Genomic DNA, 16361 nt, shown 5'->3' with positions numbered 1-16361 from the left:
AAAGATGTGCAGCTTAATTCAAAGCGGAGCTGCGTCCGCTGTAAACAATTTTGGGTCTGCCGCATCTGCATTTTTGCAAAAGACGATGGCAGTACACTTTATTTTACTATGAAAGCACGCAAAATGCAAGAGGTGGAAAAGGCAGAAAGCGGCGTGCCGACGGCACACCGCTTTCTACGAATCAAAAACACTATTTTTTCTTCTCCGCTTACCACGCAAAGCCCCACTTGGAAAAGTAGCGCAGCAGGCTGCGCAGCTGCCACAGAAAGGGCTTCAGGCTGCGGTGCGCCGCGCGGTGCCACGCGTGGATGGCGGTGTACTGGGGCACCAGATACGCCTTGCCCCGGGTGCGCATCTTCTGGGTCAGGTCGGCGTCCTCCACATACATGAAGTACCCCTCGTCAAAGCCGCCTACCGCCTTGAAGGCGGCGGTGTCCACCGCCGAAAAGCTGCCGGTGCAGAACTCAATTTCGGTGGGCTTTGTCAGGTCTTTGTCTGCCATCAGGTAGCGGTCGTTGTACTTTGCCCAAAAGCGCAGACAGGGCAGCTGACGGTAGGCCATGGCGCGCACGTTGCACCGGCGCAGCGGCAGCTGCTGGGGTTTGCCGTCCGGGAAGGTCAGTCCCGGGCGGGTCATCACCACGCCGGGGTGCGCCGCCATCCAGTCCGCAAGGTCGCTCAGGGTGTCCGCGGTCAGCTGGATATCCGGGTTCAGGATAAAGTGCACCCGGCTGTGCAGCAGCGAGAGCACCGTGTTGTGCCCGGTGCCGAAGCCGCCGTTCTCCATCCGGCAGAGTACCTGCACCGTCTGCCCGGGGGCGGTGCGCAGGGTGCCGTCCTTTGCGGCGGCGGTCAGCCGCTGTCCGCTGCCGTCCGGGCTGGCGTTATCCACCAGATACAGGGTGAGCGGGTAGCGGCGGGTGCAGTCCAGCACGGTCTGGGCGGCTCTGATGGCTTCCTCCGCGCCGTTATACACCACGATACAGGCCGAAAGCTCCATCTGCGTTTCCCCTTTCGTTTCAGTTTGGGTCAAAGGCTCACTCCAGCGGCTTGATGTCAAAGCTGAAGTCCTCCTTCATCAGGTCAAAGTTGGGGTTCATGCAGGGGTCGCCCGCAGCCAGCTGCTTTGCCCACCGCTTCTGGAACCGTTCCACCTCAGAGGCAAAGCGCTTGCGCTTGGCGGGACTTTCGTCCAGCCCGCGGCTCTTGCTCTCGTAGTGGTACAGCTGGGCAAAGGGGGTGAACACGTTGGTGTAGCCCGCCTCCCGCACGCGCACGCAGAAGTCCACGTCGTTGAAGGCCACGGCAAAGCTCTCGTCCAGCCCTTCCACCTGCTCGTATACGTCCTTGCGCACCATCAGGCAGGCGGCGGTCACTGCGTACACGTCCTGCGCGTAGGAGAGCCGTCCCATATAGCCGGGGTGTCCCACGGGGAAGTTCTTGTGCATGTGCGCCGCCAGCGTCAGGAAGCCGAAGCCGATGCCCGCGTGCTGGATGGTGTTGTCCGGGTAGAGCAGCTTTGCGCCCACGCAGCCCACACGGTCCTGCTGGGCGTACATGACCATCTCCTCCATCCAGCGGGGCGAGATGACCTCGGTATCGTTGTTGAGCAGCAGCAGATACTCGCCGGTGGCAGCCCGTGCGCCGAAGTTATTCAGGGCGCTGTAATTGAAGCCGGTGCCCTGCCATGTGAGCACATGCAGGGTGTCCGGGTGCTCCTTTTGCAGCTGCTCATAGCAGCGGAAAGTGGCAGGCTCCTTGCTGTTGTTCTCGATGATGATGATCTCAAAATCCGGGTAGGTGGTCTTGCGGTAGATGGACTCCACACACAGCCGCAGGTCACCCGAATGGTCGCAGCTGGGGATCAGCACACTGACCCGCCCGGGCTTTGTGATGGTGTAATCGGTCTTGTAGAAGCCCGGGGTGTTGGGCACCATGGTCACCGCGTCCACCGGCACGCCCATGCGGTCGTAGTGGGCGCGCAGCGCCTTCATGGCCGCTTCCAGACAGTAGGTCTTGGCAGAGATGTTGCTGGCTACGCTTGCCGGGCTGGAACGCCAGTAGTAGAGCAGGTGCGGGATGTGCACGATCTTTTCCGCCTGCTCGGTCAGGCGCAGGTAGAGGTCGTAATCCTGACTGCCGTTGAACTCTGCCCGCTCGTCGCCGCCCACCTTTGCCAGCAGCGCCGCGCTGAACACGCTCAGGTGGCAGATATAGTTGTTGGAGCGGAGGTTATCCAGCATATAATCCGGTTTGAAGTGGTAGACCGTCAGATGGTCGATGTCCCCTTCAAAGGTCACTTCGTCCGTGTACACAAAGTCCGCGCCCTGCTTGGCGATGGCTTCCGCCACATACCACAGTGCGCAGGGGTGCAAGATGTCGTCATGGTCCAGCAGGGCGATATATTCACCCGTGGCAAGGGCAAAGCCCTGATTGGTGTTGCCCGCAATGCCCTCGTTGCTGTCCAGTTTCCGGTAGCGGATGCGGCTGTCCGTGCTGGCGCGCTCCTGCACGAGGGCACCCACGTCCGCGTCCTGACCGGCATCCACCATGCACAGCTCCCAGTTGCGGTAGGTCTGGTTCTGCACCGAGTCCAGCAATTCCACCAGAAAATCGTGGGGGGTGTTGTACAGCGGCACCACGATGCTGATCAGGGGTGCTGCGGGCTGGTCTGCGGCCTGCCGCACCAGCAGTTCCACGTCCGCAAAGCGGTCGGCGGGCATGGTCTTGCCCGGGAACAGCTTTTTGTACTCCTTCTTCGCCTTGGCCTGTGCCTTTACGCCCGCAAAGCCCACCCGGCGCAGGGTGGCAAAAAAGACGAACAGCGGGAAGGTGTGCCACAGCTGGCGGCACTTGCTTACCAGATACCGCAGCGGCCAGCTGGCCTTCCAGAAGGTGGAGTTGACCACGCTGTTCAGGGTCTTTTCCAAGGCCTGCTCATGGCTGCGGCTCAGGGAAAGGTCGCTGCGCAGCCGCTCCAGCTGCGCGGTCTGCTCGGCGGCGGTGCGCTCGGCCAGCAGGGTGCGCTCCCGCAGAATGTCCAGCTGCTGCTCGTAGCCGTTTTCCAGCTCCGGCAGCTCCGGGGCGTCCATGCGGCAGAAAAGTGCCGTCGGCTGCTCCTTGCCGTGATCCTTCCACGCAAGCTCCCGGCAGAAGCCCTGTGCTACAAGCTGCTTTGCGCAGTCTGCCATGCCGGCGTACTCTGCGCACACCAGCAGCACTTTTTCCGCCTGTACGGCGGGCAGGCTGACCCACTGGGGGTCTGCCACCACCAGCAGCTCCGGGGCGCTTTGCACCACTGCAGTATTCATTTTACAAAAAGCTTTTTCCAGCAGCCCGCTGTCCTCCAGCACCTGTACGCTGCGGGGAGCCAGCTCCCGCACGATGCGCTGTGCCAGTGCACGGCAGCGCTCGGCAGCCTCCTGATTCTGCTTTTCCTGATCCAACTCCATGCTGATACTCCAATCCGTGCGTTTTTCCACGCAGTTATGTTTCCCGTTCATTTTTCACAAACGGATATAGTATACCAAATCCTGCGGCGTTTGAGAAGGTATTTCCAAAATTTCAGTCAAATAGCCTCTCAGCGGAACAGCCCCGCCAGCCAGCCGAACAGCCCGCCGCTGCGGGTGGTACTGGTACGGATCTTTGCGCCAGTGTAGTAGTGCTGTAAGATCTGCTTGTAGTTCATGCCCTCCTCGGCGGCATAGCCCACCGCGCCGCACTGGCTCATGCCCACGCCGTGACCAAAGCCGTAGTAGGTCATGCAGGGGGTGCCGTTTGCGTCCGCACCAAAATCGAAGCAGTAGCGGGAGGAGACGAACTGGTTGATGTACCGGTAGCTGCGCCCGTTGGACACCAACGTGTTGTACTGCACAAAGCCGCCCAGATCCTTGTGGGTGGTGTCGGCGCTCTGGTAGGGCTCGCCGGTGCGGCTGTCGTTGTATTCTATATAGGTGTAGTCCTTGCCGATGACCCGGCGCAGCAGGTTGTGGTACTGCTCCTCGTAGGGGCTTTCCACGCTTTGCAGATAGGGCACATCCGTGCCCCATGCGTCCAGACTGGCGCAGGTGCCGTACACGCCGGTCTGGGTGTTGTAGCCCGCACTGGCCGACCATACCGCGTCGCACACGCTGCCATTGTACACCAGCACCTCATCCTTGACCGCCTGCACCGCCTTGCGGATGGCATTGCGGGCAGAAGCCGGGATCTGGCTGACCGGGGTGTAGATCAGCGCATTGGCAGACGAGCCGTACTGCTTGTGGTATTCCAGATAGGAGTGCACCGCCACCGCCTGCGCCTTCCACGCCTGCTGCGCGGCGCTGGCGCTGACGTAGCTGCCAATGGAGCCAAGCTCGGTATAGGTGATGCCCACCAGACAGTCCTCAAGATCCAGCGTGACGTTGCGCTTGAGCCCCTGCCCCTTGATGTTCAGGTACGGCATGGTGATCTTATCCTTGGAGCCAAACAGCCAGCTGAGACAGTTTTCGTCCTCTGCGGGGATCAGGGTAGTATCGGCCCCGCCGATGGTGGTGGCAGCCGAAGCCGCTGCCGCCGGGATGCAGACGCACAGCACCGCCGCCAGCAGAAAAGCCGCCGCGCGGCGAGCAAAAGAATGCAGATGTTTCAAAGTCCGGTTCCCTCCTTGTGGGCATATTTTACGTTTTGATATGACCTTAGTGTAGCACAGCCCGCGCCGCCGGGCAAGAACCGGAGTTAGTATTTTGCGCCGGGCGGGACGATTTGAAAAAGGTGTAAAACTTCCTCTTGATTTTACCCATAGAATCCGGTATAATAAAAGTCGTTCAAAAAACGATGCGCCGGTGTGTCGGAATGGCAGACGAGGGGGACTCAAAATCCCTTGTGCTAATAACACGTGTGGGTTCGACCCCCACCACCGGCATAAAAAAGAAGCTCCCTCAGCTTGTCTGGGGGAGTTTTCTTTTTTTATCTGCGGCGTGTGAGCGGGTCGAACAGCACGGCCCTGCTTTGCAGGGCGAGCGATCAGCCCTGCGGGCTGTCGCTCAGTGCGCGGGAGACCCCCACCACCGGCATAAAAAAGAAGCTCCCTCAGCTTGTCTGGGGGAGTTTTCTTTTTTATCTGCGGCGTGTGAGCACGATCTCGTAGTTTGCATAGGTCGTGACCGCCACGCGGGGCTTCATCATTTTCAACCAGTCCATGAGAAAATCGTTGAAAAATACTGGATGATGACCCTGCCCATATCGTAGGCGTATCGACCGTAAGTATCCGGGGAAAGGTTCATCACGCTTTCCCGCAGCCAGCGGGTCAGGTATTCCGGCACAGACAGGTCACCGACCTGCTGCATCGTTTCCGGGTTGAACTCCTTTTGTGTCTGACGCAGAAGAGATTCCGCCCGCTTTTTGTTTCCTTTTACAGGAAGTCCTGTGCTGATGGATTTGGTTCTGCGCTTTCCGGTTGCATCCTTCCAGCTCAGGACCATCTGATATGTACCGTTCTGTTCTCTTAAATGTCCAGCTACATTTATCATAGAAACGCTCCTTTCCTTGTAGCCAAACGCTCTTTGCTCAGGCAACCTTAGTTTAAAATAAATAAGGCTGCTTTGCAAGGATGGCGCAAGGGATTTTGGGGGCTGCATCCCTCCTGAATGTCAAGTCTTGTCCAGCAGGTACTCTACAACGCAGATCTTCGGGATCTTGTAACTGCGCCCCACACGGACAGACCGGATCTTGTTTTCCTTGACCAGCAGGTAGGCGATCTTCCGTCCTACCCCCAGCATCTTCTGAAGATGTTCCACCGTCACCACATCCGGGTAATCCTTGAACATCATCATGTACCGCTCCGTCTTGCGGTCGGGCGCTTCCTGAATCAAAGTGCAGGCTGCGATCTCGCTCATTCCTGTCCTCCCCTTTCCAGTTCAATATGTCAATCATTCAAAAGAAAATACTATATGTAAAGGGCGATGGCCTTTTCGGGTACCATCGCCCTTGCCAAAGGAGATATTTGAGCTTAGAACTTCATCGGCAGTGCATCCTTCCTGCACTTGCCGTTGTAGGTGGTGTAGATGGGGTAAACGTACCGCCGCCAGCCCGGAAGCTTGGCAGGGTTATCCCGGCTGATACGGTAGAGTTCCATGGGATGGACGCCGCTCAGCGCACGGACAAGCCGCTCCGCGCTGTACTGTCCATGATACAGCTGCACAAAGTACATCACGCCCCGCAGGACAGCCGCCCGGAAGGAATCCGGTCTGCCCTCCCACGCTGCCACGATGTGCCGCAGGGCTTCGCAGTAGATTTCTTCGCCCAGCTGGTCGTACAGCTTCAGCGCCGTGCCCACGCAGCTGATACGGTAGTCGCTCAGCTGCATGCTGTCGTAGTTGAGGGACAGCCCCACCCGGTTGGTGGCTGCAACAAACGCCTTGGAAGGCGCATCACCGCCCACTACCTTGGCGCGCAGCTTGATGCCCGCCGACAGAGGTGCGGTGTGACCGTTCTGCTCCGCAAAGAGCAGGGCTTCCTGCTCCATCGTCAGACCGGTATAGACCTTGCAGAGGATCGGGCGATCCTCGCCGCCGTTAAGGAGGATGCAGCCCTCGATGGTGTGCTGCCCATCCATCACATAGTACCTGCCGTTGCGGAAGCTGACCTTCGGCTCGTTAACGATGTACTCGTTGAAGTCCCTGGCGATCAGCTCCACCCGCTTGCGCTCCACGCCCCGCTGGTAGATCTCGCGGGGATAGATCAGCTTGCTGCTATGGATGACCGAAAGCTGGTACGGCGGGTTGATACCAATGAAAGTAGTGTTGTCGTTCAGGCGCATCGCATTTCCTCCTTGATTCTCCAAATGTACTTCTCGGCTTCCTCTAAGATCTCAGCCACCTGCTGCTTACGCTTCGGGATGGTGAGCAGGCTGGGATTGAAGGTGAAGCTGTATTCCAGCCGCTGGATCATGGCATGAACCGCGGATTGCAACTCGGTGTACAGCATCATTTCCTCGATGCTACCGGCGTTCTCAAAGGACGACCGGATGGGCGTATAGGGGTAGACAGGCGGTTTGCCATTCACCACCTCAGGCGGCGCGTAGACCGCCGTAGAGCGCCGGATAGGCTCTATCTGCTGGATGCTGCCCATAGGGTTCAGCGCAAGGCTGATCCGAACTGCATCATCCACCCGGCGCATTTCCTCCGGGGTCAGATGCCCCAGATACTTCAGCGCCCGGCTCTTGTCGATGGTGAAGATCTGCTCTGCCTGCACAACGGATGGCATATTCAACCCTGCGTTTTCCAACAGGCAGTGGGTCGGCTGATTTACTTTCTTTTCCGCCTTGCTTGTCATGGTCGCAACGATCAGGGTCGGCGAGTGATAATTGCCCACGTCATTCTGAAGAATGACCGCCGGGCGGTCACCGCACTGTTCCGAGCCAGTGCTCGCCCCAAAATGGGTGAAGAAGATGTCTCCACGTTGGAATTTCCAGTTTTGCTGCAAAATTGCACCTCCATGTTGTTATGTACAAAGCCCGCTGCCGGATGTTCCGCAGCGGGCTTTGTTCACGGTATGGTGGTATGGTTGGGTCAGCGGTGCATGACCACATAATCGTAACCGCGCCGCATCTGGCAGACGGTGCAGGTGTCCATGCTCCGGTCTGCGCTGGGTACAAGCGCGATTTTGAAAGCCTTTGCATCCACAAAGTGCCGCAGACAGGTGCTGCAGAGGGTGCGGATGGACTTGACCATCTCAGGGGTCAGCTCCATCTCCTCGTAGATCTCCTGCTCGCGCACCGTGGGGTTCAACTCATCCATAAAAGCGTCCTCCTATGTATCAAAAGTGAATATTCGGGTAAAGATTAAATTGGGATACGTAAAAAACGGGAACTGCCGAATGCGCAAAAACGTGCCCGGCAGTTCCCGGATCAATATGATTAAAGGTCTCGCATATTCGCCCTCGGCCCCCTGCGAGTGGGGCATAAACATCTGGCAGCGGACTTGTACCGCTTCATTGGCATTTCAGCCACCCCGTCTGCTTTGTGACCGGGCCGCGAATTACGGAAGTATCATTATCGGAGTACCAGATGACGGAACTATTCAGTTTTCAAGGTCCCTGAGGTCGGACGTTTTGCCCTGCGGCAGGTGCCGCTTGGGAAATTGTCCCTTCACTTACGAGCCATCGAGAAGGGGCAAATTGTTACCCAGAAAAGAAAATAGTTCAAAAGTTCTTCAAAAACATAGCCATTCGCTCGATTCGCTTATGAATCGTAATTCTTTTGGATTCCAAGGCACTTGCAATCTCGGACTCGGTGTACCCGGCATAGACATAGAGCGTAAGAATTTTGAGGTCGAGTTCCGATAAGCTTTCAAGAGCAGCCAGCGGCCGCTCATTCTCGATTTCGCCGATCCATGCAAAGCGGCTCTTGGTTTCGCGGTAGGTATCCGTTACCGTGATCGCAGCCTCATATTGCTTAAGATCAGCTGCTTTCCTTGCGTCAACGTCATCTTCGCCATCACAGACTGCCACCGTGTTGGCATCATAGGCGCGTTCACTGTTCAGGACGCCCAGATCAAACTCATACATCGCCTGAATTGCCTCTTCGCTCATCCCGGCTTCGCGGTACTGCACACGGAGTTGCTCCCGCTTTGCGTTCAGCTTGCGACGTTCATTACCATTATTGAAACTCATGTGTAACCTCAAAATTTTCGATAAGTCGTGAAAAGTCGAAAATTTGGAAGGCTAACGATAAACACCGCAGGGGTTCACAGCCATGCGCTGCTTGTAGCCGGTGATCTTTTTCTCCAGCAGCTTGTCCACGCAGTTCATCACGTCAGTCATTTTCGTGTCCTTTCCCCCGGACTCAGGGAGGGGAAGGATACCGATGACGGAGACTGGATAGGGGTTCACGCCGTGCACTGAACCAGCCTGCAAAACGCAAAAAGGCCCGATTCCAGAGATGGGAGGTACACCCATAGACCGGTCGTTCTACCGCAGCAGACAGTGCCTGCCGGCTGGTAAAACTCCGTTATGGTATCCTTAACCCTCTCTAGAATCGGGCCTTACGATATTATTTTTTGTTCTTAGAACTTGCCTTTTTGGGGGGGCGTCCCTTGAACTGACTACATGATAACCGAGAACACCTCAAATCACCAGTTCATCAGATGAGCTCTAAAAAGCAGTACACAAAGCATCGTTATTTCGTACTTTTATAAAAAATACCGTCATGTCAGATGCTCTTATGCAGCCTTACTGCGCCGTTTTATTACCGTTTAGGGCTCACTTCTTGAGCCCTTACCTCAGAAAAAATTTCAAAAAAAGAGGCGACCAGACCGTTTTATGGTCCAATCGCCTCATAGGTATATTCTGTTGTGTCCGCATTAACAGGCAGTTTTGAGTTTCGCACATCCACATGCTTCAAGGCAGTCATTGACTTGTTCGATGCCTTCTTTGTAATACTCCGTCAGAATCATCTGATAGACAGTATTCTTTTGATTGTTGAAATCCAGCGTGATTCCGCACATCCTCAATAAATCGCCGCTTTACAGGTGGCGGAAGGTGCAGCTCCACCGAGATGGCAACGATCTGCTCCACACTTGCATCCTGTCCTGCACGAAGCCGCTTTACCGTAGATACAGAGAACCCAGACTCTGACTCCATCTGTTCCACAGACAAATCCCGGTCGTTCATCAGCAGCTTCAAGGCCTCTCCAAACCCTACCCCCGAAATCGTTCTGCGTATTGCCAACGACCATTGAACCTCCTCCGCAAACGCAACTGCAGCTGCCAACCCCTGTTCGGCAGTTTTCTGCGGCAACTGACGGCAAACCGAGTTGGCACTGACGGTTTCCACCTTGGTATCCGTATTCTTATGTACATCGGATGCCACCTCGGTTCACCCCCTTCCATACTGCAAATGCAAACAAAAAAAGACCGGAGATGCTAAGACTCAGTGACTTGTTACAAGTACACTATCCTAGCTTCTCCGGTCTTTGTATATACAAAGATTCCTATTGCGAAGTCAGATTGAATTGAAATAACAGTCCAATTCTCGAATGAGCATACTTATCCCCTTACATAATTCACAAAAGCAGTTATTTTAGAGTTATCTACCTAGAGTTTTTATAATCCTGTAAAAAATCCCGTTACTATTGCTTTTCTAATTATGTATTTGGGTCTGTATGTCTTAAATCAAGAAATTTGTTTCAGTTTTTATCAAGCTCACACGTCTTCGCTGAAACATACAGACTACTTTGCTATTGCTATTTCAATTCAGAGTCCTCGATTTCGCATCTTCGGTTATCCTTTCTGTTCAATTATGTTGTATTGCATTTACACTATGGAATCAAGATGATGGGTCAAAGCCTCCTTTTGGCTCAAACCCCATGGTGATCATAGCACCAAAATTATCCAGCGTAAATATCTTTTCGACAAGTTTGGACAGAAATCCAAAACCGGAGTTTTTCCTTTGTGCAACTTTACTTGTACCTGCTTCTAAAAGGAACAAATTTGCTTCTTCCTCTCCTACGAGCGTAAAATTGTGTAAACAAAAAAAGCCTTTAGACACTGTATCACCTTTCCCTCAAGGAAACGGATTCTCAGACTCTGTCAGCTTTCATCTACATAATAGCAATGGACGTCCCAAAAAGAAAGACCATAAGCATGATATTTCTTCATCCCAGGTTCCAACGCAATTCATCAAAAAAAAGTCGAGGCAGACCTCGGACAACCTTGTAAAAGGTCACCTGAAGTCTACCTCGGCTTACCACGCATTCGAACAGCACCAAACAGGCAGCAATTCAATTTTAAGCTGGCTCACACGGTCTCTTGATGAGCCAAGTGTGCAGATTCGCATCTGGCTCTTCTTGTCCTCATCCTCAAACAGTGCAAATGAGCCGTGTATCCTTCTCCGGCAGGGAGTTGAACACACGGCTCATCATTTTAGGTTCAGAATCTCAAGATGCTCGGCAATCCTATGCTGTCTCTCGGGACAGTGAATCAGTTCCTCTTTCCCTTAAGTACTCGTTCACCTCATCAATTGACCTCATATACATACAATTTAGAATCATCGAATGTGCTAACTGTTCTTTGGTCGCAGCCAAGCTAAAACCCGCTTTTGCTATGAGCGCAAACGAAAGCCATGGAGGAAGGTGCATAGCAACGCATAGTGCAACCACGTTTTTCTCAGAAAAACTTTCAACCTTTCCATTTCTGTAGCGACCGATCGTTGACTCCGACACCTTTGATTCAAAGGCCAGAGCCTCTTGCGTAAATCCGAAGCGTGTCATCACATATCGTAGTGCTGCCGGGAAGCAAGCAGGCATATTCTCTAACACCTTGTGTTCTTCTTCAGCCTTCTCATTCTCAGACAGCCTTTCCTCCGGGTCTATAATACGATAGTAGTTTTTGATCTCTGTTTGATTTTTTTCAGCATGCGAGGGCATCCAAATCCCTCCCACGTCCAAAACTACTCAAGGTAGCCTCAAACGTGGGAGGAATGGGCATAGCGATGCTCATTGGATCAGTAGTCAAACCCGCAGTCGCGCGACTGACCTTTTTGACTCTATTAACCCATAGCATATGCAATTGCGCATGAATCTGTGCACACTTAGCCTTTCTAATGCGTCTGATCAGTTCTCGCATCCTTTCCAATTCGAGAATTCTTTCATAAACGCACTGATACTCCACAGAATCCGGTGCCAGATCATCAGCAATATGAAGCAATGACTGAATCCGCTTATTGATTCTGTTCTTTTCTTGCTTCAGCTCCAATAGACTTACTGCCTCAGTAATCGCCTCGATAGCTGATGAAAGGATTGAATCTTGACAAATGATGTACATTTGCACATTCACCTGCCCTTTTCATGTAGTACGGTAAACCGCCAGTTTTATTATATCACATTCCATCTTAAAACAAAATATGTCTCGTTTTCTTATTGCTTTGCCATCTTTTCCTTAGCCTTGTCCGGCACGTCGATCAGACCAAATCGGTAGAACAGCCCATAGATATACGACACACCCCGGATATCTCCCAGAACCTTAGGTCTGTCCACTACCTCTCCAATTTTACCGATATTGTGATACGCCAGCATCACAGAACTCCAAGCAAGGCTCTTGCTGCCCTCTCTGCGGTCGATCCACAGCTCCTTGGTGAATTCATCTTCCCTGCCCTTCTTCAGCGTATATGTAAAGGGCAAGCCGGACATCGTCTTGAACTTGTATCCCCGAAAAGCCACCACACACTTCCAGAGGTTCTCTTCGCAGGAATCCTTCCTCAGCGCAACCACAGCTCGGTAGTGTCGCTGCCGCTCTGCCCCGGCACTGATATTCGCCGCTTCAGCGTCCTCCGGGAAGTACACGCATTTCTCATACGGCAGATAAGAGGTCACAGAGGAACAGGACAATTGTAAGGCAGACATGGTGGAGGTAACGGCAGTGGAGTAGTCCTGTGTTTCTCTGAAGGTGTTAAAGGTCTGCCAGACGAGTTTTGCGGTATCCGACTCGTAGACTCCGGCTGTGATGAGCAGCTTCCGAACCTTGATAGGGTTGAGGGACAGGGCGTCTGCGATGGCTTGCAGGCTCATTTCGTCCGTATAAAGGTCAGCAGCTGCTTTCATCTGCTGTGCCAGGTTCTTGGATGCGCTGTACTCTGGCTTTGATGGCTTCCGCCCTCCACCGGGCTTGCGCGCGCGTGTATTATCCACTAAATTTCACCTCATTTTATTTCCGTCATAAACTATATATCGTGCTCAAAAATATGCCGTGTGAACTTCTGGAGATCAGTGTCCACACAGCTATTGTGCTTATTCAATAACATCTAATTCGTCGAGGTACTTCCTAAGCTCACCATTTAAATCCCTGAATTTTTCGTTTATCTCACCCGTCCTTTTGTATGCTTCCCTCGAAATTTTTTCTTTTTCCTGCTGTGGCACCAATGTGCCTGCATTCCAGCGTTCCTCAAATTCATCCAATTGTATAACGCAAAGCCTACGAATCTCTTCATACCTGTCGAAAAAAGTTTTCGGAATAAATGCAGCATTACCGTTTAACTCATCCTGTGCAATTACAACTGCTTTCCGAGCCGCATTGTAGTGTTCCTCATCTACCTTTTTCCGTGTTTCTTCATCAGCTGGTATCTTAGCATAGCCCTGGGGGATCATAATGCTACTGCACTTTATCATCTCAAAATATACCTTAGACAGCTTTCTATACAAATCGAACTCAGTATCAAACTTTGTCTTTGTTACATACTTTTTATTGTCAAGATTAGCCTTATAACCTTCAATCTTCTTATCGAGTTCGAGTTGGTACTTTCCCTTTAGGCGCTCTGCCAAACGATCAGCCATAAAGTGAAAAATAAAAAGCGCAACAGCTGCTCCACCGCCAAGACTAAGTACTATAGACCCCATCAGCTTCAGCAGGCTATCCCACCCTAGCGAAACAACTGTAGTAATTGTCGAAGTATCCATATTCAACCTCACTAGCATTCCCCAAAAGCCTCTGCATCTTAGCCGCAGCACCCACGCTGTGTCGCCTGCCGCCCACCGCGTAGAGGTGTGCAAAGTTTCGAGCGGCAAAACCGTGAGAAATGTCCCACGGTTCAAATATAACCCTTTAAAACCAAGTTTTCAAGGGCACAGGTGAAATATACATCAACCTGTATTGTGCTGTATCAAGGCTGTATTCAAACGGCGTAGCCCTTGTTCTTGATGACCTCCACGACCTGAGAGACGTACTTCTGGCAGGTATCATGGTCAGGGGCTTCCACCATCACGCGGACAAGCGGCTCAGTGCCGGACTCGCGCACCAGAATACGGCCAGTATCGCCCAGTGCCGCGGCTACGGCTTTGACTGCCTCCTGCACCGCCGGGTCGTTCTGCGCAGCCTTTTTGTCGATCACACGGACGTTCTCCAGCACCTGCGGGTAGATCTTCAGGGGCTCAGCTAGCTTACTCATAGGCATCTTCTTTGCCAGCATGACTTCCATCATCTTCAGGCTGGTCAGGATGCCGTCACCGGTGCTGGCGTACTTGCTGAAGATGATATGGCCACTCTGTTCGCCACCGATACGGCAGCCATTTTTTGCCATGTACTCATAGACGTACTTGTCACCCACTGCGGTCTTGGCGTAGCCGATGCCCTTCTCATCAAAGGCCTTGTACAGACCAAAGTTGGACATGACCGTGGTAACGACGGTATTGGTCAGCAGCTTGCCACGCTCCTTCATGTAGCAGCCGTAGATGTACAGAATATGGTCGCCGGTGATCACATTGCCCTTCTCGTCCACACACAGGCAACGGTCAGCATCTCCATCGAAGGCAAAGCCGACGTCCAGTCCGTTCTCTACCACGAACTTCTGCAGACCCTCAATGTGGGTAGAACCAGCGTTGTTGTTGATGTTCAGACCATTCGGCTTGTTATTGATGACATAGGTATCCGCGCCCAGAGCATCGAAAACAGACTTAGCGATATTCCAGCTTGCACCGTTGGCGCAGTCCAGACCAACCTTGACGCCCTTAAAAGAGTAGATTCCGAGGCTAATCAGATAGCCCATGTAGCGGTTACGGCCTGCCACATAGTCCACGGTGCAGCCGATATGCTCACGGTGGGCAAAGGGCAGTTCCGGCCAATCCTTGTCGAACACGTGGAGCTTGCCATCGATGTAGTCCTCTACCAGCAACAGGATCTCCTCGGGCATTTTCTCGCCATAGCAGTCGATCAGCTTGATGCCGTTATCGTAGTAGGGATTATGGCTGGCAGAAATCATGATGCCACAGTCGAAGTCGTCCACGCGGGCGATGTAGGCCACACTGGGCGTAGTAGTGACGTGCAGCAGATAGGCGTCTGCGCCGGAAGCAGTCAGACCAGCAACCAAGCTATACTCGAACATATAGGAGCTGCGGCGAGTGTCCTTGCCAATGACGATGCGGGCAGCCTCGTTGTTGCCGTTGCGCTCACGCAGGGCGTTGTAGTACCAGCCCAGAAAACGACCAACCTTATAGGCGTGGTCAGCGGTCAGCGTGATTCCGGCTTCGCCACGGAAGCCATCGGTCCCAAAATACTTTCCCATTATAGTTTTTCCTCATCCAAAGAGTGATTTAACGAATATATGCTTTAGCCGAGAGGAACTCTCGTTGCCTGCTGCTCACCACGGAGAGGTAGCATACTTGAGCAGCAGAGCCATGTGGCGGAACACATGGCTCTGCGGAGAATCAGCCCTTCCTCCACACCATCTTATTAACCACGTTTACATAGCCCTGAATAATACGAACCACCTTCATGGACACGGTCTCGTCCACATAATCGGGGCAGGGCTTGCCCAGAACACCCTTCTGCTTCATCTCGATCGCCATATCAGTGGCGTTGAGCAATTCCCGGGTGGTAATGCCAGCCAGGATGAAGTCACCAGCCTCCAGCGCCTCGGGACGTTCCGTGCTAGTACGGATGCATACAGCGGCGATGGGATGACCGATAGAGAGGTAGAAGCTGCTCTCCTCGGGCAGGGTGCCGGAGTCGGAGACGATTGCCAAAGCGTTCATTTGCAGCTTGTTGTAGTCGTTGAAGCCCAGCGGCTCATTGACCCGGACTCGAGGGTCAAGCTGGAAGCCGCTCTGTTCCAGACGGTGCTTGCTGCGGGGATGGCAGGAGTAGAGAATGGGCATATCATACTTCTCTGCCAGCGCATTGATGGCAGTGAACAGACTCAGGAAGTTCTTTTCAGAGTCGATGTTCTCCTCACGGTGGGCAGACAGCAGAATGTACTTGTCCTTTTCCAGCCCCAGACGCTCCAGCACATCGCTTTTCTGGATTTTCTCCAGATTCATGTGCAGCACTTCTGCCATGGGAGAGCCGGTCTGGTAGGTGCGCTCCTTGGGCAGCCCTGTATCCGCCAGATACTTCCGGGCGAATTCGGAATAGCACAGATTCACGTCGGAGATTACATCCACGATGCGGCGGTTGGTCTCCTCGGGCAGGCACTCATCCTTGCAGCGGTTGCCCGCCTCCATGTGAAACAGCGGGATGTGCAGCCGCTTGGCGCTGATGGCGGACAGGCAGGAGTTGGTATCGCCCAGCACCAGATAGCCCTCCGGTTGCAACTCAGACAAAAGCTCATAGCTGTGCCCCAGAATGTTACCACAGGTCACACCCAGATTCTCGCCCACCACGGGCACCAGAATGTCGGGTCCGAATTCCCCGAAGGTGTTCTTCAGTTCAAAGTCTTCCCAGAAAACGGTAGAAAGGTTTCTGTCCCAATTCTGATTGTAATAGACCACGCAGCAGTCAAAATATTCCCGGCAGCGTTTGATAACCGCAGCCAGTCGGATGATTTCCGGACGGGTACCGCAGCCAATCATGACCTTGGTGCGCCCGTCGTTTTTCCATGTAAAATTGTGTTCCATAAAA

18 protein-coding genes and 1 tRNA gene are annotated in these 16361 nt (G+C 53.5%); 1 reads left to right on the top strand and 18 read right to left on the bottom strand.

The window, feature by feature from the left end; genetic code table 11:
- Window positions 1–208: 208 nt before the first annotated feature.
- From MTP39_RS03305 to MTP39_RS03295, 3 genes are all read right to left on the bottom strand, one after another.
- Window positions 209–1033, bottom strand: a complete 825-nt coding sequence (locus tag MTP39_RS03305) for a glycosyltransferase (RefSeq protein ID WP_249241437.1) — start codon at window positions 1031–1033, stop codon at window positions 209–211.
- Between the two features lie 4 nt (window positions 1034–1037).
- Window positions 1038–3482 (bottom strand): glycosyltransferase family 2 protein, encoded by a 2445-nt coding sequence (locus tag MTP39_RS03300; protein WP_249241436.1) that lies wholly within the window; start codon window positions 3480–3482, stop codon window positions 1038–1040.
- Window positions 3483–3580: 98 nt separating this feature from the next.
- Window positions 3581–4627: a SpoIID/LytB domain-containing protein gene (locus MTP39_RS03295; protein WP_249241435.1), complete on the bottom strand. Its 1047-nt coding sequence runs from the start codon at window positions 4625–4627 to the stop codon at window positions 3581–3583.
- A gap of 189 nt (window positions 4628–4816) precedes the next feature.
- Between MTP39_RS03295 and MTP39_RS03290 the strand changes: the two genes are divergently transcribed.
- Window positions 4817–4900 (top strand) — tRNA-Leu (locus tag MTP39_RS03290).
- Window positions 4901–5094: 194 nt separating this feature from the next.
- Here the strand turns inward: MTP39_RS03290 and MTP39_RS03285 are convergent.
- The 15 genes from MTP39_RS03285 to MTP39_RS03215 all read right to left on the bottom strand — a co-directional run bounded on the left by MTP39_RS03285 (window position 5095) and on the right by MTP39_RS03215 (window position 16357).
- On the bottom strand, window positions 5095–5160 hold the full coding sequence (locus MTP39_RS03285) for a hypothetical protein (RefSeq protein ID WP_249242028.1): 66 nt from the start codon (window positions 5158–5160) through the stop codon (window positions 5095–5097).
- A 5-nt stretch (window positions 5161–5165) separates the two neighbouring features.
- Window positions 5166–5507 (bottom strand): hypothetical protein, encoded by a 342-nt coding sequence (locus MTP39_RS03280; RefSeq protein ID WP_249241434.1) that lies wholly within the window; start codon window positions 5505–5507, stop codon window positions 5166–5168.
- A 120-nt stretch (window positions 5508–5627) separates the two neighbouring features.
- On the bottom strand, window positions 5628–5873 hold the full coding sequence (locus MTP39_RS03275; RefSeq protein WP_249241433.1) for a helix-turn-helix domain-containing protein: 246 nt from the start codon (window positions 5871–5873) through the stop codon (window positions 5628–5630).
- A gap of 113 nt (window positions 5874–5986) precedes the next feature.
- Window positions 5987–6796 carry a DUF6551 family protein gene (locus tag MTP39_RS03270; RefSeq protein WP_249241432.1) on the bottom strand — a complete coding sequence of 270 codons (810 nt, stop codon included), beginning with the start codon at window positions 6794–6796 and terminating at the stop codon, window positions 5987–5989.
- Window positions 6787–7461, bottom strand: a complete 675-nt coding sequence (locus MTP39_RS03265) for a type II toxin-antitoxin system PemK/MazF family toxin (RefSeq protein ID WP_249241431.1) — start codon at window positions 7459–7461, stop codon at window positions 6787–6789. The genes MTP39_RS03270 and MTP39_RS03265 overlap by 10 nt, the downstream gene beginning before the upstream one ends.
- Before the next feature lie 86 nt (window positions 7462–7547).
- A complete protein-coding gene (locus MTP39_RS03260) occupies window positions 7548–7775 on the bottom strand; it encodes a hypothetical protein (RefSeq protein ID WP_117554199.1) in 228 nt (75 codons plus the stop codon).
- Window positions 7776–8178: 403 nt separating this feature from the next.
- Entirely contained in the window at window positions 8179–8649 is a 471-nt protein-coding gene (locus MTP39_RS03255) for a sigma-70 family RNA polymerase sigma factor (RefSeq protein ID WP_249241430.1), read from the bottom strand.
- Between the two features lie 735 nt (window positions 8650–9384).
- Window positions 9385–9846 carry a helix-turn-helix domain-containing protein gene (locus MTP39_RS03250; protein ID WP_249241429.1) on the bottom strand — a complete coding sequence of 154 codons (462 nt, stop codon included), beginning with the start codon at window positions 9844–9846 and terminating at the stop codon, window positions 9385–9387.
- 456 nt (window positions 9847–10302) lie between these two features.
- Window positions 10303–10524: a hypothetical protein gene (locus MTP39_RS03245; RefSeq protein WP_249241428.1), complete on the bottom strand. Its 222-nt coding sequence runs from the start codon at window positions 10522–10524 to the stop codon at window positions 10303–10305.
- Between the two features lie 406 nt (window positions 10525–10930).
- Window positions 10931–11401, bottom strand: coding sequence for a helix-turn-helix domain-containing protein (locus MTP39_RS03240; RefSeq protein WP_249241427.1), 471 nt, complete (start codon window positions 11399–11401; stop codon window positions 10931–10933).
- A complete protein-coding gene (locus MTP39_RS03235; protein WP_249241426.1) occupies window positions 11385–11798 on the bottom strand; it encodes a hypothetical protein in 414 nt (137 codons plus the stop codon). The genes MTP39_RS03240 and MTP39_RS03235 overlap by 17 nt, the downstream gene beginning before the upstream one ends.
- Window positions 11799–11890: 92 nt before the next feature.
- Complete coding sequence (locus MTP39_RS03230) at window positions 11891–12661, bottom strand: hypothetical protein (protein ID WP_249241425.1); 771 nt, start codon at window positions 12659–12661, stop codon at window positions 11891–11893.
- Window positions 12662–12760: 99 nt separating this feature from the next.
- Complete coding sequence (locus MTP39_RS03225; RefSeq protein WP_249241424.1) at window positions 12761–13426, bottom strand: hypothetical protein; 666 nt, start codon at window positions 13424–13426, stop codon at window positions 12761–12763.
- A gap of 215 nt (window positions 13427–13641) precedes the next feature.
- On the bottom strand, window positions 13642–15027 hold the full coding sequence (gene glmM / locus MTP39_RS03220; protein WP_249241423.1) for a phosphoglucosamine mutase: 1386 nt from the start codon (window positions 15025–15027) through the stop codon (window positions 13642–13644).
- 142 nt (window positions 15028–15169) lie between these two features.
- Entirely contained in the window at window positions 15170–16357 is a 1188-nt protein-coding gene (locus MTP39_RS03215) for a UDP-N-acetyl glucosamine 2-epimerase (protein WP_330221069.1), read from the bottom strand.
- Window positions 16358–16361: the final 4 nt, after the last annotated feature.

The sequence above is a fragment of the Faecalibacterium sp. I3-3-33 genome, assembly GCF_023347295.1.
Classification (GTDB): Bacteria; Bacillota; Clostridia; order Oscillospirales; family Ruminococcaceae; genus Faecalibacterium.
The sequence above is the reverse complement of the archived record's forward strand: the minus strand, read 5'-3'. Positions and strand labels throughout refer to the sequence as shown.